Annotated in this window: 24 protein-coding genes; 20 read left to right on the forward strand and 4 right to left on the reverse strand. The window is 65.7% G+C overall.

The features are described from left to right. Positions 1 to 32: 32 nt before the first annotated feature. Both AC3A4Z_RS02460 and mshC read left to right on the forward strand, forming a co-directional pair. Positions 33 to 866 (forward strand): undecaprenyl-diphosphate phosphatase, encoded by an 834-nt coding sequence (locus AC3A4Z_RS02460; protein ID WP_498709808.1) that lies wholly within the window; start codon positions 33 to 35, stop codon positions 864 to 866. Positions 867 to 881: 15 nt separating this feature from the next. Beyond that, positions 882 to 2,159, forward strand: coding sequence for a cysteine--1-D-myo-inosityl 2-amino-2-deoxy-alpha-D-glucopyranoside ligase (gene mshC / locus AC3A4Z_RS02465; RefSeq protein WP_498709810.1), 1,278 nt, complete (start codon positions 882 to 884; stop codon positions 2,157 to 2,159). Positions 2,160 to 2,235: 76 nt separating this feature from the next. Here the strand turns inward: mshC and AC3A4Z_RS02470 are convergent, their stop codons facing one another. Next, positions 2,236 to 3,141 carry a PAC2 family protein gene (locus tag AC3A4Z_RS02470; protein ID WP_142036748.1) on the reverse strand — a complete coding sequence of 302 codons (906 nt, stop codon included), beginning with the start codon at positions 3,139 to 3,141 and terminating at the stop codon, positions 2,236 to 2,238. A 150-nt stretch (positions 3,142 to 3,291) separates the two neighbouring features. Between AC3A4Z_RS02470 and AC3A4Z_RS02475 the strand changes: the two genes are divergently transcribed. The 18 genes from AC3A4Z_RS02475 (at position 3,292) to AC3A4Z_RS02560 (ending at position 23,820) form a co-directional block, all read left to right on the forward strand. Next, positions 3,292 to 4,044 carry an HAD family hydrolase gene (locus AC3A4Z_RS02475; protein WP_498709812.1) on the forward strand — a complete coding sequence of 251 codons (753 nt, stop codon included), beginning with the start codon at positions 3,292 to 3,294 and terminating at the stop codon, positions 4,042 to 4,044. After that, positions 4,037 to 5,203, forward strand: coding sequence for a site-2 protease family protein (locus AC3A4Z_RS02480; protein ID WP_498709813.1), 1,167 nt, complete (start codon positions 4,037 to 4,039; stop codon positions 5,201 to 5,203). Before AC3A4Z_RS02475 ends, AC3A4Z_RS02480 begins: the two co-directional genes overlap by 8 nt. 93 nt (positions 5,204 to 5,296) lie before the next feature. Further along, a complete protein-coding gene (locus tag AC3A4Z_RS02485; protein ID WP_498709815.1) occupies positions 5,297 to 6,349 on the forward strand; it encodes a tRNA (adenine-N1)-methyltransferase in 1,053 nt (350 codons plus the stop codon). A gap of 94 nt (positions 6,350 to 6,443) precedes the next feature. Next, a complete protein-coding gene (arc, locus tag AC3A4Z_RS02490) occupies positions 6,444 to 8,195 on the forward strand; it encodes a proteasome ATPase (protein WP_050055254.1) in 1,752 nt (583 codons plus the stop codon). Further along, complete coding sequence (gene dop / locus AC3A4Z_RS02495) at positions 8,192 to 9,865, forward strand: depupylase/deamidase Dop (protein ID WP_498709816.1); 1,674 nt, start codon at positions 8,192 to 8,194, stop codon at positions 9,863 to 9,865. The genes arc and dop overlap by 4 nt, the downstream gene beginning before the upstream one ends. Before the next feature lie 84 nt (positions 9,866 to 9,949). Beyond that, entirely contained in the window at positions 9,950 to 10,153 is a 204-nt protein-coding gene (locus tag AC3A4Z_RS02500; RefSeq protein ID WP_050055252.1) for a ubiquitin-like protein Pup, read from the forward strand. Between the two features lie 79 nt (positions 10,154 to 10,232). Continuing rightward, complete coding sequence (gene prcB, locus AC3A4Z_RS02505; protein WP_498709819.1) at positions 10,233 to 11,054, forward strand: proteasome subunit beta; 822 nt, start codon at positions 10,233 to 10,235, stop codon at positions 11,052 to 11,054. Positions 11,055 to 11,056: 2 nt separating this feature from the next. Continuing rightward, entirely contained in the window at positions 11,057 to 11,767 is a 711-nt protein-coding gene (gene prcA / locus AC3A4Z_RS02510) for a proteasome subunit alpha (protein ID WP_493969045.1), read from the forward strand. 8 nt (positions 11,768 to 11,775) lie between these two features. After that, positions 11,776 to 13,140, forward strand: a complete 1,365-nt coding sequence (gene pafA / locus AC3A4Z_RS02515; protein ID WP_493969044.1) for a Pup--protein ligase — start codon at positions 11,776 to 11,778, stop codon at positions 13,138 to 13,140. Between the two features lie 113 nt (positions 13,141 to 13,253). After that, positions 13,254 to 14,216 carry an FKBP-type peptidyl-prolyl cis-trans isomerase gene (locus tag AC3A4Z_RS02520; protein WP_498709821.1) on the forward strand — a complete coding sequence of 321 codons (963 nt, stop codon included), beginning with the start codon at positions 13,254 to 13,256 and terminating at the stop codon, positions 14,214 to 14,216. 76 nt (positions 14,217 to 14,292) lie between these two features. Beyond that, complete coding sequence (locus AC3A4Z_RS02525; protein WP_493969042.1) at positions 14,293 to 14,688, forward strand: FKBP-type peptidyl-prolyl cis-trans isomerase; 396 nt, start codon at positions 14,293 to 14,295, stop codon at positions 14,686 to 14,688. Between the two features lie 104 nt (positions 14,689 to 14,792). Continuing rightward, on the forward strand, positions 14,793 to 16,817 hold the full coding sequence (locus tag AC3A4Z_RS02530; protein WP_498709823.1) for a helix-turn-helix transcriptional regulator: 2,025 nt from the start codon (positions 14,793 to 14,795) through the stop codon (positions 16,815 to 16,817). Between the two features lie 10 nt (positions 16,818 to 16,827). After that, the gene (locus AC3A4Z_RS02535) at positions 16,828 to 17,175 is read left to right on the forward strand and encodes a hypothetical protein (RefSeq protein WP_498709824.1); all 348 of its coding nucleotides are present in this window, start codon (positions 16,828 to 16,830) and stop codon (positions 17,173 to 17,175) included. Positions 17,176 to 17,207: 32 nt separating this feature from the next. Continuing rightward, positions 17,208 to 17,480, forward strand: a complete 273-nt coding sequence (tatA, locus tag AC3A4Z_RS02540) for a Sec-independent protein translocase subunit TatA (protein ID WP_091420002.1) — start codon at positions 17,208 to 17,210, stop codon at positions 17,478 to 17,480. 47 nt (positions 17,481 to 17,527) lie between these two features. Next, entirely contained in the window at positions 17,528 to 18,322 is a 795-nt protein-coding gene (tatC, locus tag AC3A4Z_RS02545) for a twin-arginine translocase subunit TatC (protein ID WP_493969039.1), read from the forward strand. Positions 18,323 to 18,342: 20 nt separating this feature from the next. Next, the gene (locus AC3A4Z_RS02550) at positions 18,343 to 21,282 is read left to right on the forward strand and encodes a DEAD/DEAH box helicase (protein WP_498709826.1); all 2,940 of its coding nucleotides are present in this window, start codon (positions 18,343 to 18,345) and stop codon (positions 21,280 to 21,282) included. Positions 21,283 to 21,333: 51 nt separating this feature from the next. After that, positions 21,334 to 22,983, forward strand: coding sequence for an amidohydrolase (locus tag AC3A4Z_RS02555; RefSeq protein ID WP_498709827.1), 1,650 nt, complete (start codon positions 21,334 to 21,336; stop codon positions 22,981 to 22,983). Between the two features lie 96 nt (positions 22,984 to 23,079). Continuing rightward, positions 23,080 to 23,820, forward strand: coding sequence for a polyprenol monophosphomannose synthase (locus tag AC3A4Z_RS02560; protein WP_498709828.1), 741 nt, complete (start codon positions 23,080 to 23,082; stop codon positions 23,818 to 23,820). A gap of 73 nt (positions 23,821 to 23,893) precedes the next feature. Here the strand turns inward: AC3A4Z_RS02560 and AC3A4Z_RS02565 are convergent, their stop codons facing one another. From AC3A4Z_RS02565 to AC3A4Z_RS02575, 3 genes are all read right to left on the reverse strand, one after another. Further along, complete coding sequence (locus AC3A4Z_RS02565; protein ID WP_013600997.1) at positions 23,894 to 24,241, reverse strand: RNA polymerase-binding protein RbpA; 348 nt, start codon at positions 24,239 to 24,241, stop codon at positions 23,894 to 23,896. A 243-nt stretch (positions 24,242 to 24,484) separates the two neighbouring features. After that, complete coding sequence (locus AC3A4Z_RS02570) at positions 24,485 to 25,429, reverse strand: SPFH domain-containing protein (protein WP_498709831.1); 945 nt, start codon at positions 25,427 to 25,429, stop codon at positions 24,485 to 24,487. 23 nt (positions 25,430 to 25,452) lie between these two features. After that, positions 25,453 to 25,926: an NfeD family protein gene (locus tag AC3A4Z_RS02575; RefSeq protein ID WP_498709833.1), complete on the reverse strand. Its 474-nt coding sequence runs from the start codon at positions 25,924 to 25,926 to the stop codon at positions 25,453 to 25,455. Positions 25,927 to 25,965: the final 39 nt, after the last annotated feature.

The following is a 25,965-nucleotide window of genomic DNA, read 5'->3' on the forward strand; positions in this document are numbered from 1 at the left end:
GAACCAGCACCGGCATGCCGTAGGGTCTTATCGTGAACTGGTTTGAGGCGGCCCTGCTGGGCCTTGTGCAGGGACTGACCGAATTTCTACCTATTTCATCGAGCGCGCACCTGAGGATAGTGGGGCAATTCCTGCCGAACGCCGAGGATCCGGGCGCGGCTTTCACGGCCATCACCCAACTGGGAACCGAGACTGCGGTGCTGATCTACTTCTGGCGGGACATCGTCCGGATCGTCAAGGCCTGGGCCGGGTCACTCACCGGAAAAGTGTCCCGGCAGGACCCTGACGCCCGGATGGGCTGGCTTGTCATCCTGGGCAGCCTTCCCATCATCGTCCTGGGCCTGCTGTTCCAGGACCAGATCGAATCCGTGCTTCGCAGCATGTGGATCGTGGCCACCATGCTGATTGTGTTCGGCCTGATCCTGGCCGTCGCGGACGCGGTTGGCAAGCAGAAGCGCGACCTGAACCATCTCACCTACAAACACGGCATCCTCTTTGGCTTCGCACAGGCGATGGCGCTGATCCCCGGCGTGTCCCGGTCCGGCGGCACCATTACGGCCGGCCTCCTTATGGGCTATACCCGCGAAGCTGCCGCACGCTACTCGTTCCTGCTGGCCATTCCGGCCGTTTTTGGCAGCGGGCTCTTCCAGTTATACAAAACGGTGTCCAAGGAAGGCATCACCGGCCCCTACGGTCTGGCGGAAACGGCCCTCGCCACCGTTATCGCCCTGGTGGTGGGCTACGTCATCATCGGCTGGTTCCTGAAATTCGTCTCCACCCGCAGCTACCGCCTGTTTGTCTGGTACCGGATTCTCCTGGGCCTCGCCCTGTACCTGCTTCTCGGTTTCGGTGTCATCGGCGCCTAGCACTAGGCTTGGTCTGTGAAATCCTGGACTTCCCGCCCTGTTCCTGACGTGCCCGGCAGCATGCCTGCCATCCGGTTGTTCGACACCGCTGTAGGGCGCGAGGTGGCCCTGGAACCGGACGGGCAGCCGTCCATGTACGTCTGCGGGATCACACCGTACGACGCCACGCACATGGGCCATGCCGCCAGTTATGTGGCCTTCGACCTCCTGAACCGGGCCTGGCGGGACGCCGGCCACCGCGTCTCCTACGTCCAGAACGTCACGGATGTAGATGATCCGCTGCTGGAACGTGCCACCGCAACAGGGGTGGACTGGCGGAACCTGGCGGCCAGCCAGATCGAACTCTTCCAGACGGACATGGAGGCGCTGAACGTCCTCGCTCCGGACCAGTACGTCGGCGCCGTCGAATCCATCTCCCTGATCGTTCCGGAGGTGGAGCGCCTCGTCAGCCTCGGGCTGGCTTACAAGGTGCAGGGCACCAACGGCGAGCCTGACGGCGATGTTTATTACGACGTCGAAGCGGCCGGCAAGCAGTCAGTGTCCCCGGATGCCTGGACCCTGGGTTCCATCTCCGGGCTGGCTGAAAGCGAAATGCTGGAGCTTTTCGCCGAACGCGGTGGCGATCCCGGCCGGTCCGGCAAGCGGCAGGCACTGGACCCTCTGCTGTGGCGCGTGGCGCGCGAAGGCGAGCCGAGCTGGCCCGGGGGGAGCCTCGGAGCAGGGCGGCCCGGCTGGCACATTGAATGCACGGTGATCGCGCAGAAGTACCTGCCCTCGCCCTTCACGGTCCAGGGCGGCGGGTCCGACCTGATTTTCCCGCACCACGAGATGGGAGCGGGCCACGCCTATTCCCTGGCCGGCGTCCCGCTCGCAAAGCACTATGCCCACGCTGGAATGGTGGGCCTGGACGGCGAGAAGATGAGCAAGTCCAAGGGCAACCTGGTGCTGGTCTCGAAGCTGCGGGCGGCAGGGGAGGACCCGGCCGCCATCCGCCTGGCCATCCTCGCCCACCACTACCGTTCGGACTGGTCCTGGACCGATGAAGGGTTCGAGGCCGCGAAGGCGGATCTCGCGGCGTGGCGCCAGGCGCTGGCCTCCGCTCCCGGCGGCTCGGCTTCCCCCCTGATCGCTGAAATGCGCGCAGCCCTGGCTGCAGACCTCAACGCTCCCGCCGCCGTGGCGGCCGTCACCCGCTGGGCAGGACAGGCCAACGCCGCCGCAGGCCCCGCCAGCGGCGAGGACCAGGCATTGGTGCGGGACGCCGTCGACGCCCTTCTCGGCATCCGCCTTTAATAAGGGCTGCCTCCGCACCCGCCCGAGGGCAGGTCCGGAGGCAGCTCTTTGAGCACGTCCCGGGGGACTGTACCGGCTAGGGCCGGTCCTGGCCCCGGCGTTTGAGGTAGCGTTCGAACTCGCGCGCGATGGATTCACCGGTTGCTTCCGGAAGATCGGCCGTGTCCTTCGCCTCCTCAAGCTGCCGGACGTAGGCCGCGATTTCCGGGTCCTCGGTGGCCAGCTCGTCCACGCCGCGCTCCCAGGCGTCCGCTTCCTCCGCCAGCTCGTGTGTGTCCAGCGGTACCTGGAGCAGCTCCTCGATGCGGTGGAGGAGAGCCAGCTGCGCCTTCGGCGAAGGGGCCTGTGCAACGTAGTGCGGAACCGCGGCCCACAGCGAGACGGTGGGGATGCCGGCCAGCAGCGAAACCTCAGAGAGGACTCCCACGATGCCCACCGGACCTTCATACTGCGACGCTTCCAGGTTCATGCGTTCCCGCAGCGGCCCGTCGTCCGAGGAAGTACTCACCGGAATGGGCCGGCTGTGGGGAACGTCCGCCAGCAGCGCGCCCACCAGGATCACGTAGTCAACGTTCAGCGCTTCGGCATGGACCAGGAGTTCGGCCGTGTACGCGCGCCATTTATAGGACGGCTCGGTGCCTTGGACAAAGATGACGTCCACGTTGGAATTGGGCGCGCTGGCCTTGTAGATGCGCGTGGAAGGCCACTTGATCTTGCGTTCGCCGGCGGCGTTCCTGCGGATCGTGGGGCGCGTGAACTGGAAATCGTAGTACTCGTCGGCGTCGATGGACGCCACCTTCTTGCCGCCCCAGAGCTTGTTGAGATACCGCAGCGAGTCGCTTGCGGCCTCGCCGGCGTCATTCCAGCCTTCAAAGGCGGCAAGCATCACTGTCACGCGCTGCCCATCAGGCACAGGCTGCAGGAACCGTTCGCGGGCGGGTCCTGCCCCCGGTTCGGTGGTGTCTCCCTCGAAGCTATTCATTTCTTCACCCTACGTCCAAGGAGGAGGGTGTTGCATTGAATGAAGCGCCGAAAAATGCGCCGTTCACGGGGGAAAGGGGCGTGAGGAGCCCCGTATTCGCCCAAGGCGTAGCCCCAGCCTGCCTTCAGGCTGTCCCCGTAGACTGGGTGGATGCGACTCCCAGCCACACCTTCCCCGCTCAAAGCCGCCCTCTGGGACATGGACGGCACCATAGTGGATACCGAGCCCTACTGGATCGCTGCGGAACACGCGCTGGTTGAGGCCCACGGCGGAACCTGGTCCCACGAACAAGCCATGCAGCTGGTGGGCCAGTCGCTCACGTTCTCCGCCGGGCTGCTCCAGCAGGCCGGCGTCGATCTGGGCATCCGGCAGATTATCGATACCCTGACCGCCGAAGTGGTGGCCAGCGTCCGGCAGCAGGTGCCGTGGCGCCCGGGCGCGCGGGAACTGCTCGAAGACCTGCACCAGGCGGGGGTGAGGTGCGCGCTTGTGACGATGTCCGAGGGGCCCCTCGCCCGGGAAGTGGTGGCCAGCCTTCCCCGGCCGTACTTCGAAGTGGTAGTCACCGGGGATACCGTGGCGCAGGGCAAGCCGCACCCGGAGGCGTACTTGAAGGCAGTGGAACTGCTTCGGGAAACCGATCCGGATCTTTCCCTGGAGCACTGTGTGGCACTGGAAGACTCAACGCCGGGAGTGGCGGCGGCAGTCGCTTCGGGCGTGGCCACCGTTGCCATTCCTCATATCGTTCCGCTGCCCGAGGACGAACGCTACGTCCTGTGGGATTCCCTGGCGGGCCGGTCGCGGGCGGACCTGGAGGACCTCCTGTGGGCCCGTACCGGGTCCGCCCGGCACGAAGCCGCGACGTTGGAAGGGGCCGGGGCACCGGGGACCGCCCATGACTGAGACAGCTGCTCCGGTCCGCCGTGAGGGCATACCGCTGGGACGGATCGCAGGAGTCCCGGTTGTCCTGGCCTACTCCTGGTTCATCATCGCCGCCTTCACGGTGATTGTTTACGGGCCGGTCCTTGACCGGAGCAACCCGGCGCTCGGTGCCAGCGCGTACGTTGTGGCGTTCGCCTATGCCGTGCTGTTGCTCATCTCGGTCCTCGTCCACGAACTGGCCCATGCCCTGACGGCCAGAATCTACGGCTGGCCAACCCAGAAGATTGTGCTCAACCTGTGGGGCGGGCACACCCAGTTCGACAGCTTCACGGCCACTCCGGGCCGGTCAGTCCTGGTGGCCCTGGCCGGCCCCGCCGCCAACTTTGTCCTCGCCGCTGGCGCCTGGCTGGTGCTCAACGGTGCCGCCCTGGGCAGTGTTGCCGAAATCCTCACCAACATCTTTATGTGGGCCAATTTCCTCATTGGCGTCTTTAACGTCCTCCCCGGGCTGCCGCTGGATGGCGGCCGCCTGGTGGAATCCGTCGTCTGGAAAGCTACCGGCAGCCAGGCCAAGGGAACCGTGGCAGCAGGATGGGGCGGCCGCCTGATCGTGATCGCCCTCGGCTACTGGTTCATCCTCCGGCCGCTGCTCGCCGGCGTTTCGCCCGAGTTCAGCCTGCTGATGATTACGGTCCTGGTGGGCGGCTTCCTCTGGATGGGCGCCTCCGCCGCCATTCAACAGGGAACCCTCCGGGGACGGCTGCACCTGGTCAGCGCGGCAGGGCTGTCGACGCCGGCCATCGGGCTGCCGGCCACGGCGTCAGTCCAGGACGCCCTCAGGACGGGAGCGCCGACGTCGGCCTCGGTGGTGGTGTGTGCAGCAGACGGACGCCCAACGGGCGTAGTGGACCCGGCCGCCCTGCAGTCTGTCCCGGCGGCGGCCGCCGCAACCACTCCGCTGAGTGCGGTGTCCTACGCCCTTGCCCCCGGCGCCTATGTGCCTGAGTGGTCAAAAGGGCAGGAGCTCCTGCACTTCCTGTCACAGCTTGAAGGCCGGGACTACGCCGTTGTGGACCACAACGGCAAGGTGACGGGGCTGCTCTCGCAGGACGCGGTGCTGTCCGCCATTACCGGCAGGCGCCCGCGGCCGGATGGGCGCCGGCAGGGCAGGAACCGGTAGAGTTACCAGCCGGCAGCATTGCCGCCGCCACAGCTTGACGCCTTCACTAACGAACACGTGAGGCACAACAGTTTTACAGGAGCGAGGAATATCATGAGCAGCGAAACTGCCGTCAACGAAGCCGCCGCGGCAGCCCAGCCCGGTGTTGGCCCCGGCGCCTCGCAGCCGGTGGGAGCTGCCCGTCGGCGCGGACCCTTCCGTGAAGGCGAACGCGTCCAGCTGACTGACGAGCGCGGACGGATGAACACCGTCACCCTCGAGCGGGGCGGCGCGTTCCACACCCACCGCGGTTTCCTGAACCACGATGACATCATCGGCAAGATGGACGGCTCGGTAGTGGTCAACAATGTTGGCCAGCAGTACCAGACGCTGCGCCCGCTGCTCTCGGACTTTGTCCTCTCCATGCCCCGCGGCGCTGCCGTTGTTTATCCCAAGGACGCCGGCCAGATCGTCACCATGGCGGACATCTTCCCCGGCGCCCGGGTGGTGGAGGCAGGAGTTGGCTCCGGCGCCCTGTCCATCTCCCTGCTTCGCGCGGTCGGGGACAGCGGTTACTTGCACTCCTTCGAACGGCGTGAAGAATTCGCCGACATCGCCCGTGGAAACGTCGAGACCATCTTCGGCGGCCCCCACCCTGCATGGCAGATCACCCTGGGCGACTTCCAGGAGGAAGTTGTCCGGACCGAGGAGCCCGGCTCGGTTGACCGCGTGGTCCTGGACATGCTGGCCCCCTGGGAATGCCTGGACGCCGTGGCGACTGTCCTCGCGCCGGGCGGCGTGTGGATCAACTACGTCGCCACCGTTACCCAGCTGTCCCGCACAGCGGAGGCCATCCGCGCAGACGGCCGGTTCACGGAACCTGACGCCTGGGAGTCCATGGTGCGCGGCTGGCACCTCGAGGGCCTCGCCGTCCGCCCGGATCACCGGATGGTGGCCCACACCGGCTTCCTGCTGGTCACGCGCCGGCTGGCGGACGGCGTTACGGGCATTTCGGTGAAGCGACGCCCCTCCAAGACGGACTTCAACGAAGAGGACGTCAACGCCTGGACACCCGGCGCCGTGGGGGAGCGGCTGGTCTCGGACAAGAAGCTCCGGCGCGCCGCCAGGGACGCGATCGCGGGCACAAACGTCAAGGACACGCCTTAGATCAAGATCTAGTCCATATTTCGGGAGTCGCCATCCCTACCTGCCATCTTGGGGCTAAGGTCTTAATAGAAGCGCAGGAAGGGGCTGATACATCATGGAGACGCCAAACCAGGACTCCGGACGTACACCGGCAGAGCAGTCTGCCGCCAACGACCTCTCGGTTGCCGACCGCCAGGTCAACATCCTCCGGGACAAGCTCAGGCACATCGACCGCCAGTTGGCTGCGGCAACGCAGAACAACACCAAGCTGGTCACCATGCTTGAAGCCGCGAAGGCCGAGATCCTCCGGCTGAAGAACGCATTGGACCAGGAGGGGCAACCTCCCTACAGCTTCGGCACGATTCTTCAACTGAATCCGCGGCGGCAGCCGTCGCCAGGCAACAGCGGGCAGGCGGCCACGGAAGAATCCGTGGACATCTTTAACGCTGGCCGGAAGATGCGGGTGGGCATCAGCCCCCTCGTCAACATCAACCAGCTGGCGGTGGGCCAGGAGGTCCTCCTCAACGAGGCACTCCTCGTTGTTGCCGGCCTGGGCTACGAGCGGGCCGGTGAGCTGGCCACCCTCAAGGAGATGCTCGGCGCGGACCGCGTCCTGGTGGTGGGACGGGCCGATGAAGAGCGGGTGGTCCGGCTGTCCGGGGCGCTCCTGGCTGAAAAGCTCCGCGTGGGCGACGCCCTCTCGATTGATTCGCGGACCGGCTACGCACTCGAGAAAGTACCCCGGTCCGAGGTGGAGAACCTGGTCCTCGAAGAGGTCCCGGATATCACTTACGAGGATATCGGCGGGCTGGGGCCGCAGATCGAACAGATCCGCGACGCCGTGGAGCTGCCGTTCCTGCACCCCGACCTTTACCGGGAACACGGCCTCAAGGCGCCCAAGGGCATCCTGCTTTACGGTCCTCCGGGCTGCGGCAAGACCCTGATCGCCAAGGCTGTGGCCAATTCGCTGGCTGCCCGCGCCGCAGAGCGTTCCGGAAACGTGGACCTGAAGAGCTACTTCCTGAACATCAAGGGCCCGGAGCTCCTGGACAAGTATGTGGGCGAGACTGAGCGGCACATCCGCCTCATCTTCTCCCGTGCGCGGGAGAAGGCGTCAGACGGCAGCCCCGTGGTGGTGTTCTTCGACGAAATGGATTCACTGTTCCGCACGCGCGGCACCGGGATTTCCTCCGACGTCGAAACCACCATCGTGCCCCAGCTGCTGAGCGAGATCGACGGCGTCGAGCGGCTGGACAACGTCATCGTCATTGGTGCATCCAACCGCGAGGATATGATCGACCCCGCCATCCTGCGGCCCGGCCGCCTGGACGTGAAGGTCAAGATCCACCGCCCGGACGCCGAGGCTGCGGCGGACATCTTCAACAAGTACATCACCACGGACCTGCCGTTCCACGAGTCCGACCTCGCGGAGCACAACGGCGACGTCCAGGCCACGGTGGACGCCATGATCCAGCGGACCGTGGAAGCCATGTACTCCACGGACAAGTCCAACGAGTTCCTGGAAGTCACCTACGCCAACGGTGATACCGAAATGCTGTACTTCAAGGATTTCAACTCCGGCGCCGTCGTCCAGAACGTGGTGGACCGGGCCAAGAAGTACGCCATCAAGGATCTCCTCATCACCCACCAGAAGGGGCTCCGGATCGAGCACCTGCTCAGGGCTGTCGTGGACGAATTCCGCGAGCACGAGGACATGCCGAACACCACCAATCCGGACGACTGGGCACGCATCTCCGGCAAGAAGGGCGAACGGATCACGTACATCCGTACTATCGTCCAGGGCAAGGCCGGCCAGGAGCCAGGAAAATCGATCGAAACAATGCCGACCACAGGGCAGTATCTATGACGGCAGCGCAGGTACCCGCCGCCGGGGGCGCCCTCCCCGTGGGCGGGGCCATGCGTGTCATGGGAGCAGAAACCGAATACGGCATCCATGCCCCGTCCGCCCCGTCCGCGAACGCCACCATGATGAGCGCCCGTGTGGTGCAGGCCTATGCCCAGGTAACCCGCCAGCGCGCAGCCGGCGGGGCGGAAACCCGCTGGGACTATACAGACGAGGAGCCCCTGCACGACGCCCGCGGCTGGACCGTTGACCGGGGCTCGGCGCATCCCAGCCAGCTGACTGACCAGCCGCCCGTGCTCGATGCGGAAGCGGTGGCCCTCGCCTACGGCCGGGAAGAACTGGAGCTCGACGGCCAGGACGAATCCGGCACCCTGCTGATGAACATGGTCCTCGGGAACGGGGCCCGGCTGTACGTGGACCACGCACACCCCGAGTACTCGAGCCCTGAGGTCACCAACCCCCGGGACGCCGTCACCTGGGACGCCGCGGGAGACCTCGTTGCGCTTGCCACAGTGCGGCGGCTGGCGGCGGACCCCGATCTGCCGCCGGTGAACCTGTACAAGAACAACACTGACAACAAGTCCGTGTCCTACGGCTCCCACGAGAACTACCTGATGCCGCGGTCCGTACCGTTCGGGGATATTGTGCGGGGCCTGACGCCCTTTTTCGTCAGCCGCCAGATTCTTTGCGGGTCCGGACGCGTGGGGATCGGCCAGGATGCGTCCACCCCGGGCTACCAGATCAGCCAGCGCGCCGACTTCTTCGAAGCCGAAGTGGGCCTGGAAACCACCATCCGCCGCCCCATCATCAACACCAGGGACGAACCCCACGCGACGGCGGACAAGTACCGGCGCCTGCACGTCATCATTGGCGACGCGAACCTGAGCCAGGTTTCCAACTACCTGAAATTCGGAACCACCGCCATGGTCCTCAGCCTTATCGAGGCCGGGCTCGCACCCAAGATCGAGGTCCATGAGCCGGTTCCCGCCCTGCAGACGGTCAGCCACGACACATCCCTTACCGCCACCGTCCGGCTCCTGGACGGCCGGCGGGTAACAGCCCTGGACCTGCAGTGGATGTACCACGAGGCAGCGGCCAAGCTGGCACAGGACACCGGAGTGGGTGATGCCGTGGACGGCGACGGCCACACCCACGATGTCCTGGACCGCTGGGCCACCGTCCTCACCCAGCTGGACAACAACAGGGCGGCAGCAGCCAGCTCCGTGGAATGGGTGGCCAAGCTTTCGCTCCTGGAGGGTTACCGCGACCGCGACGGACTGGAGTGGAACGACGCCCGGCTGGGGCTGATCGACCTCCAGTGGGCGGACATCAGGCCTGAGAAAGGCCTGTACTACCGCCTCCTGGCGAGGAACCGCATGGACAGGATCGTCGAGGACGCCGCCATAGCGGCGGCGGTGGCAGAGCCGCCGTCGGACACCCGCGCGTTCTTCCGCGGCAGATGCATCAGCAGCTTCGGCAAGGACGTGGTGGGCGCCAGCTGGGACTCGGTCATCTTCGACGTTCCCGGGTACGGCAGGCTCCAGCGTGTACCAACCAGGGAACCGTTGCGGGGAACCAAAGCGTTGACAGGAGCGTTGTTCGAACGCTACCGGGAAGCAGGCCCATTCCTCGGAGAATTGCTGGGACACAGCACCGCTCCGCCTGCGGCGTAAACCGCGCCGGAAGACCCGCTTCGTGGCAGGATGGGCATATCGGAGGATCCGCCGGATCCGACGACAGGAAAGGGAGAGGTAACAATGGCAGGCCAGGAGCAGCAGCAGCCGCAATCGCGCGACACCCAGGTCGACGAGGACATTCCCGAGGCACCCCCGGCGCCGCCCGAAGCACAGGCATCAGCAGCCACCGAAGGCGTTGATGACCTCCTCGATGAAATCGACGGAGTGCTCGAATCCAACGCCGAGGAGTTCGTGCGCGCCTTCGTCCAAAAAGGCGGCCAGTAACCCGGACCGGAGGGTGGCGGAAGCCGCGGCCGGCCGGATCTGTACAGACGTTGAAGAACTACGTTCAAGGAGTGCATGAGTGCAGGAATCAACCGCCAACCAGGTAGCCGCCAACGCCACCTCGTCCTTCACCGAACATCTGCAGCGGGACCGGCCCGAACTCCTGCCTTATAACAGGGGCGTTCAGGCCGGTGCGCCCGGCGCCGCTCCGCTGCAGGTGCCGCATGCTACAACCATCGTTGCGTTGAGCTACGCCGGCGGTGTGCTGATGGCAGGGGACCGGCGGGCCACCATGGGCAACGTGATTGCCAGCCGGCACATTGAAAAAGTCTTCCCGGCGGACCGTTACTCCGTCCTGGGCATCGCCGGCACCGCCGGCATCGCCATCGACCTCACCCGCCTGTTCCAGGTTGAACTCGAACACTACGAGAAAATTGAAGGCACCCTCCTCAGCCTCGAAGGCAAGGCCAACCGGCTGGGGGCAATGATCCGCGGCAACCTTCCCCTCGCCCTGCAGGGACTCGCCGTCGTACCGCTCTTCGCAGGCTTCGACACCAGCGCCGGCGTCGGGAGGCTTTTCTCCTACGACGTCACCGGCGGCAGGTACGAGGAACACGAGCACCACACAGTGGGCTCCGGTTCAGTCTTCGCCCGGGGTGCGCTGAAAAAACTGTGGCGGCCCAACCTGAGCGCGGCCGAGGCCGTCGCCGTCGCCGTCGAGGCCCTCTACGATGCGGCCGACGACGATTCCGCCACCGGCGGCCCGGACACCGTCAGAAAATTGTGGCCCGTGATCTACACCGTTGACAGGACAGGCGCCAGGCGGGTGGCTGAGAACGAACTCGCCGCCGCGGCCGAAAACGTCATTGAAGCCCGCACCAACGCCGGACGGGAGGCCTGACAATGACACAACAGTTCTATGTGTCCCCTGAACAGCTGATGAAGGACCGTGCGGATTTCGCACGGAAGGGCATCGCCCGTGGCCGCTCGGTCGCCGTGATCAGCTGCGCCGACGGCATCGCGCTGGTGGCCGAGAATCCATCCCCGTCCTTGCATAAGATCGGCGAAATCTACGACAAGATCGCGTTCGCCGCCGTCGGGAAATACAACGAATTCGAAAGCCTCCGCCAGGCCGGTGTGCGCTACGCCGACGTCCGCGGCTATTCCTACGACCGTGAGGACGTCACCGCCCGCGGCCTCGCCAGCGTTTATGCCCAAAGCCTGGGCGCCGTTTTCACTGCAGAACAGAAACCCTTTGAGGTGGAACTGGCCGTGGCGGAGGTAGGTCCCACCCAGGCTGAGGACCATCTCTACCGGCTGACCTTTGATGGGTCCATCGCCGACGAACACCAGTTCGTGGTGATGGGCGGACAGGCGGACAAGGTCTCGTCAGCCATCGATGAGGGCTGGCGCAGTTCACTCAGCTTTGCCGACGCCCTCCGGCTCGCCATGGCCGCCCTGGTTCCTGCCACGGAATCTGACGCCCAGCCGAAGACCTTGCCCGCCACGGCGGTGGAAGTGGCCGTCCTGGACAGACAGTCCGAGAGCTCACGGGGCTCACGGCGCGCCTTCCGCCGGCTTGACGACGCGGATATCACTGCACTGCTGGCCTAGGAGGACACATGGACAAGAGAATCTTCGGTATCGAAACGGAGTTCGGGATTTCCTATTCCAGCCCCGACTCGAGGCCTCTTGCCCCGGAGGAGGTGGCCCGGTACCTCTTCCGCAAGGTGGTCAGCTGGGGCCGGTCATCCAACGTCTTCCTGACCAACGGCTCGCGGCTCTACCTGGATGTAGGATCCCATCCCGAATATGCAACGGCGGAGTGCGACGACCTCGCCCAGTTGATCGCCCACGACCGGGCCGGTGAACTGATTCTCGATGACCTGGTGGACGAAGCCCAGGCCCGGCTCGCGGCGGAGGGCTTCAACGGCACGGTATACCTGTTCAAGAACAACACGGACTCCGCCGGGAACTCTTACGGCAGCCACGAGAACTACCTGATTCCGCGCCGCGGGGAATTCTCCCGGCTCGCCGAGATCCTGATTCCGTTCCTGGTCACCCGGCAGCTGATCGCCGGCGCCGGGAAGATCCTCAAGACCCCGCATGGGGCCACCTTCGCCTTTTCCCAGCGTGCAGACCACATCTGGGAAGGGGTTTCCTCCGCCACCACCCGGTCCAGGCCCATCATCAACACCCGGGACGAGCCGCATGCCGATGCCGAGTTCTACCGCCGGCTGCACGTGATCGTGGGCGACTCGAACATGTCCGAAGCCACGGCCCTGATGAAGGTGGGCACAGTGGACCTGGTCCTGCGCATGATTGAGGCCGGGGTGATTATGCGGGACATGCGGATGGAAAACCCCATCCGGAGCATCCGTGAAATCTCCCACGACCTCAGCGGCCGTGCACTGGTCCGGCTGGCCAACGGGCGCCAGCTGACAGCACTGGAGATCCAGCAGGAGTACCTCACCAAAGTCACCGCGTTCGTCAAGGAGCACGGCGCCCACAACCCCCACGTTCCCGTGATCCTCGATCTGTGGGAGCGGACCCTGAAGGCGATCGAAAGCGGCGACACCCGCAGCATCGACACGGAGATCGATTGGGCCATCAAGAAGAAGCTGATGGACAACTACCGCGAACGCCACGGGCTGGGGCTAGACGCCCCGCGGATAGCCCAGCTGGACCTGACCTACCACGATATTTCCCGCAGCCGCGGACTGTATTACCTCCTGCAGTCCCGCGGGGCTGTGCGCCGGATCGTGGACGACACCGTCATCAAGGACGCCGTGGACGCACCGCCCCAGACAACTCGGGCGAAACTGCGTGGCGACTTCGTCCGGCGGGCACAGGAGCTGGGCCGGGACTACACCGTGGACTGGGTGCACCTGAAACTGAATGACCGGGCCCACCAGACCATCCTGTGCAAGGATCCCTTCCGCAGCGTCGATGACCGGGTGGACGCCCTTCTGGACTCTATGGGCTGACTCTCAGGTTCAGGGGCTATTCTGGATGAGGCCTTTAATCGGGCCCTCCCGCGGCGCTGCCCGCCCACGTGCGGATCGCCGCCTCCATCCTGCCCCGACGAAAGTTCTCTTACGTGCGCCGACTACTAGCAATCCTTCTTCCCGCTCTGCTGCTGTTGACCGCCTGCGGCGGTTCTTCGGCAGAGCCGGAACCCACCAGCAAATCTGCTGGTGAGACTGCGAAGTTCGACTCCCTCAAACTGACTGACAACGGGGACAAAAAGGCCCCTGGCGTGGAGTTCGACAAACCGCTGGAAGTGGCTGACCCCACCATCAAAGTGGTCACCGAGGGCAGCGGCGATCCCGTGAAGGCGAACCAGATCGCCAACATCTCCATCCTCGCCCTCAACGGCACCGACGGGTCCACGCTGGAGGATACATTCCCCAGTGAGCCTGAACCCCTCGAACTCAACGAGGAACTGAAGACCGGCAGCGAGGTGATCTACAACGCGTTCGTGGGCGCCAAGGTAGGTTCCAGCCTTGCACTCGCCGTACCCGGCCAGCCGGGTGCAGCCGCACCCAGCCCCTCGGACGGTGCCAGCCCCGCCCCGTCCGCCCCGGCACAGCCCACCCAGCTGCTGATCATCAAAATCCTCTCCGCCTCCGATGTGACCCCCGCACTGGAGAAGCCCGAAGGTGAAACGGTGACCCCGCCCGCCGGCCTGCCCACCGTCACTGAGAAAGACGGCATCCCCGAGATCTCCGTCGAAGGTGTGGCCGCCGCCACTGCACTCGTGTCCCAGGACCTGATCAAGGGCACCGGAGCCACGGTTAAGGAAACCGATACGCTGACCGTAAACTACGTAGGCGTCACCCTGTCCGGCGGAACCAAGTTCGACTCCAGCTTCGACCGTGGTGAGCCGGCAACCTTCCCGCTCACCGGCGTGATCAAGGGCTGGACCCAGGGCCTGGCCGGCAAAACCGTCGGCTCCCGCGTCCTGCTGGTCATCCCCAAGGACCTGGCGTACGGCGACGCCGGCCAGGGCGAAGCCAAGGGCGACCTTGTCTTCGTAGTGGACATCCTCGGAGCCAAGTAGCAACAATGGCAACAGGCCCGGCCTTCGCCGCGGCATCCAACGCAGCACACCATCTGCCAGACACTTAGGAGCAACCATGTCTTTTGGACAGCGGGAATTTGACCGCCAGAAGCCCGAGATCGATTTCCCCGAGGGCGACGTCCCCACGGAACTCGTCATCACCGACCTCATTGAGGGCGACGGCCGCGAAGCCAAAGCTGGCGACACCGTATCCACGCACTACGTGGGCGTCGCCTGGTCCACCGGCGAAGAGTTCGACGCCTCCTGGGGCCGCGGCGCACCGCTGGACTTCCGCGTAGGCGTTGGCCAGGTTATCCAGGGCTGGGACCAGGGCCTCCTGGGCATGAAGGTAGGCGGCCGCCGCCGCCTGGAAATTCCCTCCGAGCTTGCCTACGGCTCGCGGGGCGCAGGTGGAGCCATCAAGCCCAATGAAGCCCTGATCTTCGTGGTCGACCTCGTGGGCGTTCGCTGACCCGCGGCTCCCCAAGCGTCCGGAAGCGCGGCAGCACAGGATCCAAAGTCCTGTTGCTGCCGCGCTTCCTGCGTTCCGGCGCGGAGTTTAGTAACGTAACCAGAGTGTCCGCATCCCGTACTGAACGCCTCCTCAACCTGCTGATCGCCCTGCTCAACACCAAGTACGGCCTGCGCCGCAGCGAACTGCGGGAAACGGTCTACCGGGGTGTTCCCGGCAACGAGACGTCCTTCGGCCGGATGTTTGAGCGGGACAAGGCGGACCTTCGCAAGTTCGGCTTTGACGTGGAGACCCTGACGGACCTCGGCTGGAGCGAGGATGACCCCGCGACCACCAGGTACCGGATCGGCAAGGAATCCAACCGCCTGCCGGATGTGGAGCTGGACCCGGAGGAATGGACCGTCCTGCTCTTGGCCTCCCAGCTCTGGGAGCGGGCAGCGCTCGGCAGCGCCGCCCAAAGCGCGCTGCGGAAACTGCAGGCGTCCGGCATGGTCGCCGACGTCCACCTGCCGCCTGGCGTCCAGCCCCGGATCAAGCCCGCAGGCCAGGCCTTCGACGACCTCGTTGCGGCGATGCATGCCAGGCACCCGGTCACGTTCACCTACCTGGCAGGCAGCACAAGTGCCGAGGAACTCCGGACCGTGGAGCCCTGGGGCCTCGGCAGCCGCTTCGGCCACTGGTACCTGGTGGGCTACGACCGTGCCCGGAAAGCACCCCGCCATTTCCGCCTCTCCCGCTTTACGGGCGCAGTGGCAACCCTGGACCGCGAGCAGTTTGTTCCTCCGAAGGACTTCAACGTCCGTGCTGAACTCGCACGCCTGCCCGAACTGCCGCTGCGCACCGCCGTCGTGGACGTCCGTGCTGGGCGGCTCCTGGCTTTGCGGCGCCGCGGCGCACCACACGACGACCGGGCGCCGAAGGAGGCGGGCCAGGACGCGGCGCAGGAAAGCGGCCCCAGGCCCCTGCCGGAGCCCGGCTACGAGCGGTTCAGCCTGCAGTACCGGGATCCGGAGGTACTGGCCGAAGAGCTTGCCTCCTACGGCCCGGACGCCCTGGCGGTGGCGCCGGCCGAACTCGCCGACGCCGTGCGGCGCAGGCTCCGTGCCGCGGCAGACTTCAGCAACAGCCCTGTTCCCGCCTTCGAATTTGCCGCCGCGCCTGCCCGGCCTGTCCGCCCGCGCACCTCGGAGGACCAGCTCAGGCGCATGCTTGAACTGGTGCCCTTCCTGGTGCATAACCAGGGTTTGCATATCCAGGACGTGGCTGAGCATTTCGGCATCAGCAGGAAGGAACTGGAGGACGACCTGCAGATCCTCATCTGTTCCGGGCTCCCGGAGGGATACCCGGACGATCTGCTGGACATCCAATGGGAGAACGACCATGTCTACATCACCCAGGACCTGGACCTGAAGAGGCCGGTCAGGTTCACGGTGGAGGAAGCCTGCGCCCTCCTGACGGGGCTGGAATCCCTAAACGGGCTGCCCGGCGTGGCCGAAGGCGGCGCCCTGGAATCGGTGACCCTCAAGCTGCTGGCAGCCGCCGGCGAGGAAGGACTCCGGGCCGCGTCCCTCGCGGGACCGGAAGTGGCACCCGGGGACGCCGCGACGCACGCCACCGTCCGGCAGGCCATCGAGTCCCGGTCCCAGCTGCGCCTGACCTACCTGTCAGCGCAGCGGGACACTGTGTCGGAGCGTGACGTTGATCCGCTGCGCCTCTATTCACTGGACAACATCTGGTACTTCGAGGCCTACTGCCACTCGGTGGAAGGCTTGCGGAATTTCCGGCTGGACCGGGCCCAGGATGTCCACCCCAACGGCCTGCCGGCAGCGGCGGGAACCACACCCGCACAGGGCGTCCCGGCGAAGCTCTTCACACCCAAGGACGACGATACGGTAGTCACCGTCCAGCTCACCCGGCAGGGGAGGGGGCTCGCGGACGATTACTACGCCGAGCGCACAGCGGAACTCCACGACGGCGGGCTGGTGGCCGAAATCCGTTTCGGCAACACCGACTGGCTGCCCATGTTTGTGGCCCAGCATGGCGGTTCAGCCCGCATCCTGGCCCCGGCTGGGCTGGCTGACGCCGCCCGTAACTGGCTCGCGGCATCCCTGGCAAGGTACGGCGGCTAGACTTCTCAGCATGCCTTGGTGGTCCTGGATCCTGATATGGGTGGCGCTCGTTGCGCTGTCGCTGCTTTTTTATGTCCTGCTGGGCATCCGGCTGTTCCGCCAGTTCATGGCGACGGTCAAGGACCTCAGTGCGGCAGGCGAAAAATTAGGGCACATCGCCCCCGCTGAACAGGCTGCCGCCAGTCCGGATGCGGCAGGGCCGCGGCCGGGGTCCGCCGTTTTTGCCTCGCCCGCCGTCATGCGACATGATTACGAGGCATCCAAGTCGTCCCGCCGGGAACAACGCCGCCTCCGGCGGGTACAGCGCAAGGCGGACCGGGGCCAGCCGCAGGCGCTCGGCGATCTCGACTTCACATAGAAGTAGGATGTATTTAGAGGAAAGGATTTCCCGTGGGAAGACTCTTTGATGGCCCCTGGCCCATCGTTATTATCATCATCGTCGCTTTGCTTCTCTTTGCCGCACCCAAGCTTCCGGCGATGGCACGCAGCCTCGGCCAGTCCATGCGGATCATCAAATCCGAGGTCAAGGAAATGAAGAACGACGGCAAGACGGACACCACCGACGCTTCCGGACCGGTGGAAGGCACCATCGTCAACCACCCCAAGGCGAAGCCCGGTGAGCCGACAGACGGCACTGACGTTCCGCCGTCGAACCGCGCCTGACCCCAGTGGCACTGTCGCGGTCCCGTAAAGCCAACCCCGAAGGGCGGATGGCTCTTTGGGACCACCTCAAAGAGCTGAAGAACCGGCTGATCAAGTCGGCTATCGGCGTCGTCATAGGCGGCATCGGAGGCTGGATACTTTACGATCCGCTGCTGAAGGCACTGGCTGAGCCGGTCAACCGCATCTCGGAGCAGACCGGCGGGCTTGCTGCCATCAACTTCGGGAGCATTGCGTCCCCGTTTGATTTCAAGCTCCAAATGTCGCTGCTCATCGGCGTGGTCATTTCCAGCCCGATCTGGATCTACCAGCTCTGGGCTTTTATCACGCCGGGCCTGACATCCAAGGAGCGCCGCTACACGCTGGGCTACATGGCAGCCGCGGTCCCGTTGTTCCTGGCCGGCATCTGGGCCGGCTGGCTTGTGGTGCCCCAGGTGGTCCACGCCTTGACCCAGTTCACCCCGGAGGGCTCCTCCAGCGTCATCGATGCCCGGACGTATATCGAGTTCGTGACCCGGATGGTGCTGGTGCTGGGTGTCGCCTTCCTGGTGCCCGTGGTGCTGGTGGGCGTCAACATGGCCGGCATCATCTCCGGCAGCACCATCCTTAAGGCCTGGCGCATCACTGTATTCCTGGTGTTTGTCCTCGCTGCCATCGCAGCACCGGGTGCGGATGCCATTTCGATGTTTATGTTGGCCGGGCCCCTGCTGGTGCTGTTTTTTGCCGCCATCGGCATCTGCCTGATGAATGACAAGCGCCGCGAACGCCGCCAGGCGAAGCGCATGGCCGAAACCGAGGCAACAGCGGACATCGCCACCCCGGGCAGTGAACTGAAGAACCTCTAGGCGCCCGTTAGGCTTGGTATATGTCCTCCAATACCGGGCCGTTCTCCACTGGCCCACTCTCCGCCGGGCCCAGCGATCCAGAGGAGCTTTCTCCGGCCGAAAGATACCGCGCCAGCGCTGAACGAAGGGCAGAAGCAGCCACCTATCTGGGCTCCTTCATTCGGACCCTGGACTTCGAACTGGATGATTTCCAGCGCCAGGCGTGCAAATCACTGCAGGAGGGCAGGGGAGTCCTGGTGGCGGCGCCCACCGGTGCCGGCAAAACTATCGTGGGCGAGTTCGCCATCTACCTCGCCTTGCAGCGCGGCCTCAAAGCCTTCTACACCACACCCATCAAGGCTCTGAGCAACCAGAAGTTCACGGAGCTCACCGAAAAGTACGGCGCCCAAAACGTGGGCCTGCTGACCGGGGACACCAGCATCAACGGCGATGCTCCGGTGGTGGTGATGACCACCGAGGTCCTGCGCAACATGCTCTACGCCGATTCGGCCACCCTGGATGACCTCGGCTACGTGGTGATGGACGAGGTGCACTACCTTGCAGACCGGTTCCGCGGCGCCGTCTGGGAAGAAGTCATCATCCACCTTCCCAGCGAGGTGCAGGTGGCCTCGCTCAGTGCCACCGTTTCCAACGCCGAAGAGTTCGGTGCCTGGCTTGATACCGTCCGTGGCGACACGGACATCATTGTTTCTGAACACCGCCCGGTGCCGCTGTGGCAGCACGTCATGGTGGGCCGGCAGATCATGGACCTCTTCGCCGGCGAAACCACTTTCGACGAGATCGCCCCGCCCGTGGACGCCGAGCCCGGGGAAGAGCCATCCAGGGACAGCCGGAAAGACAACCCCAGGGGCCGGGGCTTCGATGTGAACCCGGACCTCCTGACCGTGGCCAGAAGCGAAAGCATGCAGAGTTTCCGCGCCAGGTCCGGCCCCGCCGGCCGGGGACAGCGTGGCAGGCGCGGCAATGACCGGCCCGGACGCGGTGGCGACGAGCGGGGCGTTCGCCCTGCCAGCCGGCCCCAGGTGATCGCAAGCCTGGACAGGATGGACCTTCTGCCCGCCATCACCTTCATTTTTTCCCGGGCCGGATGTGATGCCGCCGTGGCGCAGTGCGTGGGCTCCGGCCTGTGGCTGACCACCGAGAAGGAGCAGCGGATCATCGCCCAGCGGGTTGACGAGGCCGGCCATGACATCCCGCCGGATGACCTGGACGTGCTGGGGTTCTGGACCTGGCGTGACGGTCTGCTCCGGGGTTTCGCCGCGCACCACGCCGGCATGCTGCCCACGTTCAAGGAGGTGGTGGAGAAGCTTTTCGCGGACGGGCTCGTCAAGGCGGTCTTCGCCACCGAAACCCTGGCCCTCGGCGTAAACATGCCGGCCCGGTCGGTGGTGCTGGAAAAGCTGGACAAGTTCAACGGCGAAGCCCACGTGGACATCACGGCGGGCGAGTACACCCAGCTGACCGGCCGCGCCGGCCGGCGCGGCATCGACGTCGAGGGCCACGCCGTGGTGCTGTGGCAGCCGGGTACGGACCCGACGGCGGTAGCCGGCCTCGCGTCCCGGCGTACCTACCCGCTGAACTCCAGTTTCCGGCCCACCTACAACATGAGCATCAATCTCCTGGCCCAGTTCGGCCGGGCCAGGGCCCGCGAAATCCTGGAATCCTCCTTTGCCCAGTTCCAGGCAGACCGTTCCGTGGTGGGCCTGGCAAAGCAGGTCCGCAGCCGTGAAGAATCGCTGGCCGGGTACGCCAAGTCGATGACCTGCCACCTCGGCGACTTCACGGAGTACGCACGGTTGCGCCGGGAATTGTCCGACGCCGAAAATGTAACCTCACGGACCAAGTCACGGGCGCGTAAGTCGCTCAACGATGATTCGCTGGCCCGTTTGCTTCCGGGCGACGTCGTTAATGTCCCCGGCGGAAGGGCGCCCGGGCCGGCGGTTGTGCTCAGCTCGGACCACAGCAGCCGGGAGCCGCGGCCCGCCGTGCTGACGCTGGACAACCAGCTGCGCCGGATCGGCAACGACGACCTGGAAGGACCCATCTCCCCGGTCACGCGGATCCGCATTCCCAAATCGTTCAACGCCAAGGTCCCCAAGTCGCGGCGGGACCTGGCGTCCTCGGCCCGGAACGCGCTGCGGGAGAACCGTCCGCCCGCCCCGGGGAACAACCGGAACAACGATTTTGGCCTCGCCACGTCGCTGCCCAACCAGGAGAAGCGCATCGCAGACCTCCGGCGTGCCCTCCGGGCGCACCCGTGCCACGGCTGCAGCGAACGGGAGGACCACGCCCGCTGGTCCGAACGCTGGTGGAAGCTCCGGCGCGAAACCGACGGGCTGGTGCGGCAGATCCAGGGCCGCACCAACACCATCGCCAAGACGTTTGACCGCGTCTGCGATGTGCTCTCGTCTTACGGTTACCTTGAACCGGCCGGTGACGGCAGGCTGCTGATCAGCCCCGACGGGCAGCGGCTGCGCCGGATCTACGGCGAAAAGGACCTGCTGATCTCACAGTCCCTGCGGCTTGGCGCCTTTGATGACCTCGAAGCCGCGGAAGTGGCGGCACTTGCCAGCGTGCTGGTCTACCAGGCCAAGCGCGAGGACCGGGGACTCCGGCCGCGGATGCCCAGCATCTCGCTGGAGACGTCCGTGGACGTCGTGGTCAGGGAATGGTCCGCGCTGGAGGACGTTGAAGAGGAAAACAAGCTGCCGCTGACCGGCGAGCCCGAGCTGGGCCTCGTGTGGCCGATCTACAAGTGGGCCCGCGGCCGGCACCTGCAGGACGTCCTGAGCGGGACCGATCTCGCCGCAGGGGACTTTGTCCGGTGGGTGAAGCAGGTGGTTGACCTGTTGGACCAGCTGGCGAAAATTCCCGGCCTCGATCCCCGCCTGGCACGCCTGTGCTCGGACGCCATCGCCCTGATCCGCCGCGGCGTCGTGGCGTATTCCTCCGTCCTCTGACCTTCCCTGCCGGCTGCGGCCGGCCGCCCAACCCCAGGAGTTTGCCTTCCCATGCCGAGCGCTGAACCATCATCCACGTCCCGCCCCGTGCTGTACCGCAACGGGTCCGTCTACACGGCAGCCGACCCCTTTGCAACAGCCATGCTCGTGGACGGTGACACGGTGGCATGGGTGGGGTCGGAGCAGGCGGCATCCTCCATCGCGGACAGCTCCATGGAAATCATTGACCTCCGCGGCGCCCTCGTTGCGCCGGGCTTCGTCGACTCGCACGCCCATCTGACGGAAACCGGCATCGCCCTGGATTCCCTGGCGCTGCAGGCTGTTTCCTCGGCCAGGGAGCTCCTGGATGCGGTGGCCGCGGCCCCGGGCGCCGGCCCGGTCCTCGGCCATGGCTGGGACGACGCCACCTGGGCTGACGCGGCCCTGCCCACAGCGGAGGAACTGGAACGGGCATCGGGCGGCCGGCCTGTCTACCTCTCCCGCGTTGACGTGCACTCCGCGCTGGTTTCGCCGTCGCTGGCCGGCGCTGCCGCCCTCCGCGGCCTGGACGGGTACGACGGCGGCGCAAGGGTCACTCGCGCAGCCCACGCAGCTGCCCGGCAGGCAACGCGCCGGCTCCCCGACGACGTGCTCCGCCGCCACCAGCAGCGTGCCCTGGCCGAGGCCGCGTCCCACGGCTACGTGGCGCTGGTGGAGATGGGCGCTCCGCACATTGGCGGCGCTGAGGACCTGCGTCTGGCCCTGACCTGGAACAACGGCACGGGTGAAGGCACGCCAACGCCCGAAGTACTGCCGTACTGGGGCGAACTGGCGTCCTCGGAAGAACACGCCCGCAGCATTCTTGGCCAGCTGGGACCCGGCGTGCGCGGCCTGGCAGGGGACCTGAACATCGACGGCTCCATCGGGTCGCGGACGGCGGCGCTCAGGTCCGGCTACGCCGATGCCGCCGGTGAAACCGGCAGCCTGTACCTCAGCGCGGAGGAAGCCGCAGCCCATCTGGCCGCCTGCTCCCTCGCGGGCATCCAGGGCGGCTTCCACATCATTGGTGATGCCGGGCTGGATGCCGCCCTGCAGGCTTTGGAGCTTGCGGCCGCCGAGGTGGGGGAGCAGCGGATCAGGGCTGCGGGCCACCGGTTCGAACATGTGGAAATGGCGGACGCGGCGGCGGTGGAAGCCCTGGCCCGCTACTCTGTCACCGTCAGCGCCCAGCCCGCCTTTGATGCTGCCTGGGGTGGCAGGGGCGGCCTCTACGAAAAGCGGCTGGGGGAGCGGAGTACATCCATGAACCCCTTTGCGAGCCTGTACTCCGCAGGTGTTCCTGTCTGCTTCGGCAGTGACAGCCCGGTGACGCCGTTGCGCCCATGGTCCAGCGTCCGGGCCTGCCTGGAACACCACAACGAGGAACAACGGATCTCGGCGCGGGCGGCGTTCCTGGGCCACACCCGGGCCGGGTGGCGGGCAGCAAAGTATTCCAATCCCATGGCCGGGCAACTGGTTCCCGGGGCTCCTGCCAGCTTCGCCGTCTGGGAGGTTGAGGAACTGATGGTCCAGGTGGCTGATGGCCGGGTCCAGTCCTGGAGCACCGACCCCAGAGCCCGCACACCCCTGCTGCCCGCGCTGGACACAGGCTCGGACCCCGTATGCCTGCAGACGGTGCGCGATGGCCTGGAGTTGTTCGCAAGCCCTGCGCTGCGTTCCTGACCCCAATGCCCGGCGCCCTATAATGGGTAGCTGCGCCCGCCAGCGGTTTCACCTGGCCAGCGGGTGCACCGACTGCTCCCACCAGGAAGGCTCTCTGTGCGCGTCCTTACGATCATCCCTACCTACAACGAGCTGGAATCGCTGCCCATCACGCTGCAGCGGCTCCGCGCAGCAGTCCCGGCCTCGGACGTGCTGGTAGTGGATGACAACAGCCCGGACGGCACCGGCCAGCTCGCCGACGGGATCGCCGCAGAGGACTCCCAGGTCCACGTCCTGCACCGCAAGGGCAAGGAAGGCCTGGGCGCAGCCTACATCGCCGGCTTCAAGTGGGGCCTGGACGCCGGATACGACGTCCTGGTGGAAATGGACGCCGACGGTTCCCACCAGCCCGAACAGCTTCCCCAGCTCCTCGAGGCCATCGACCAGGGCGCCGATCTTGCCATGGGCTCGCGCTGGGTCCCCGGCGGCAGCGTAGTGAACTGGCCGCTCTACCGCCAGGCCATCTCCCGGGTGGGCAGCACCTATGCGCGGCTGATGCTGGGCCTGAAGATCAAGGACGTCACCGGCGGCTACCGCGCCTTCCGCAGGACCACACTGGAAAAGCTGAACCTGGACCAGGTGGACTCCGTGGGCTACGGCTTCCAGGTGGATCTCGCCTGGCGGGTGGCCCGGATGGGGCTGCGGATCGAGGAACGTCCCATCACCTTCGTGGAGCGCGAACTCGGCGCCTCCAAGATGAGCGGCAACATCGTGGTGGAAGCAATGATCAACGTCACCAAGTGGGGACTCCAGGCACGCTGGAACACCCTCACCCGCAAGACGCAGGCACGGCAGTAACACTGCAGCACTACAACAAATGGGCCGTCCCGCACAGTGCGCGGGACGGCCCATTTTGTTGAATTCAGTGGTCTTACGCGGACCGGCGTTCGCCGCGGCGTTCGCGCAGGATGGTGAGGCGGTCCTCGAGGATCTGCTCCAGTTCCGGCAGGGAGCGGCGTTCCAACAGCATGTCCCAGTGCGTTCGGACAGCCTTGTCGTTGCTGGTGTCCGGGCGTTCTCCGTCAACCAGGAGCGCTTCCTTGCCGGTCTTGGAAACCCATACCGGAGGAATCTCCGCTTCGGAGGAGAAGGTGACAAAGACCTGCTCGCCGTCTTCGCACCGGTATTCGACGCGCTGGCGCGGAGCCGGCTCGACTCCGGACTCGGTCTCCATGCTCTGCGCACCTAGGCGCATGCCCCGCAGGCTGCGATCGCTCATGATTTCTCCCTCTGGTCGGTTCGCGGTGTAGAACCCGCGCTAGCCGGCGGCGCCGAGCGCCTCCGGACTACTTTGTGCATTGTGCTGCATCCTTAGATTCAACGCATTGCGAAGCTTGGTTGTTCCAGCGGATCTACTCCTGCCAGACAAATACCCAATTATACGCGTGCCATGCCGTGCCAGCCAAAATGAAAGGATCCGCAGCAACCTGCGGATCCCTTCCCTGGCCTGGCAGAGCACGGCTTAGGGCTCGGAAGGCTTGGCCCCCACCTCATCGAACAGCCCGGCAACACCGGTTTCAGGAGTGGTTCCGCCCAGGGCATTGCCAATGCCCTTGAGCGCTTCGCCGACCTCGCTGGGGATGATCCAGAGCTTGTTGGAGGAGCCTTCCGCCAGCTTGGGCAGGGTCTGCAGGTATTGGTAGGCCAGCAGCTTCTGGTCAGGGTTGCCTTTGTGGATGGCGTCAAAGACCTTCTGGATGGCCTGCGCCTCACCGTCTGCACGGAGGATGGCTGCCTTGGCATCACCTTCGGCCGCCAGGATGGACGCCTGCCGCTGGCCCTCGGCAGTCAGGATGGCAGACTGCTTGGTGCCCTCGGCCGTGAGGATTGCGGCGCGCCGGTCGCGCTCGGCGCGCATCTGCTTCTCCATCGAGTCCTGGATGGAGTGGGGCGGGTCGATGGCCTTCAGTTCCACCCGCGATACGCGGATGCCCCAGCGGCCGGTGGCCTCGTCCAGCACACCGCGCAGCTGGCCGTTGATCTGGTCGCGGGACGTCAGTGCCTCTTCCAGGTTCAGGCCGCCCACCACGTTGCGAAGGGTAGTGGTGGTCAGCTGTTCCACTGCCTGGATGTAGTTGGCGATTTCGTAGGTGGCGGCCCGTGGATCCGTGACCTGGAAGTAGACCACAGTGTCGATGGAGACCACCAGGTTGTCCTCGGTGATGACCGGCTGCGGAGGGAACGACACCACCTGTTCGCGGAGGTCCAGCAGCGGCAGGAGCCGGTCCGCAAAGGGAATCAGGATGGTGAGTCCCGGGTTCAGCGTGCGCTGGTACTTGCCCAGCCGTTCCACCACGCCCGCGCGCGCTTGCGGAATGATCCGCACCGAGCGGACCAGAACGATTATCACAAACACGATCAGGACTACCAGCACAATGGCCAATGCAGTTCCTCCGGCGTTATCCATACATCTCCTTGTTCCCCAATTGATCAGGCTGTATCAGGACTGGCCAGCTGCTCGGGCGGGGCGGCAACTACTGCCGTTGCCCCGTCGATAGCGGAGACCACAACTCGTTGCCCGGCGGCCAGGACGCCGCCGGCAGAACGGGCGGTCCAGATGTCACCGCCGATTTTGACCAGGCCTCCGTCGGAGGACACCGGTTCCATCACCAACGCCTGCTCGCCGATCAGCCGGTCAACGTTGGTCCGCTGGTCGGCAGGGCCCTTCTTCAGGTGCGACAGGGCTACGGGCCGGACAAAGGCGATCATCAGCAGGGACACCACGCAGAAGACCACAATCTGCAGCCACAGGTCAGCGCCCGCGAAGTCGGCCACCAGTGCGGCCAGGGTTCCGCCGCCGAGCATGATGAAAAACAGGTCAAGCGTGATCATCTCGATCACCGCAAACGCCAGGAAAGCCGTGAGCCACAACGCCCACCAGTTTTCCCCCAGCCATTCGAACAAGTTCTCCCCCTTTGCTACGGGGAGCCGCGGACGCGCACC

This window comes from Arthrobacter sp. Soil_C_49 (assembly GCF_057656635.1).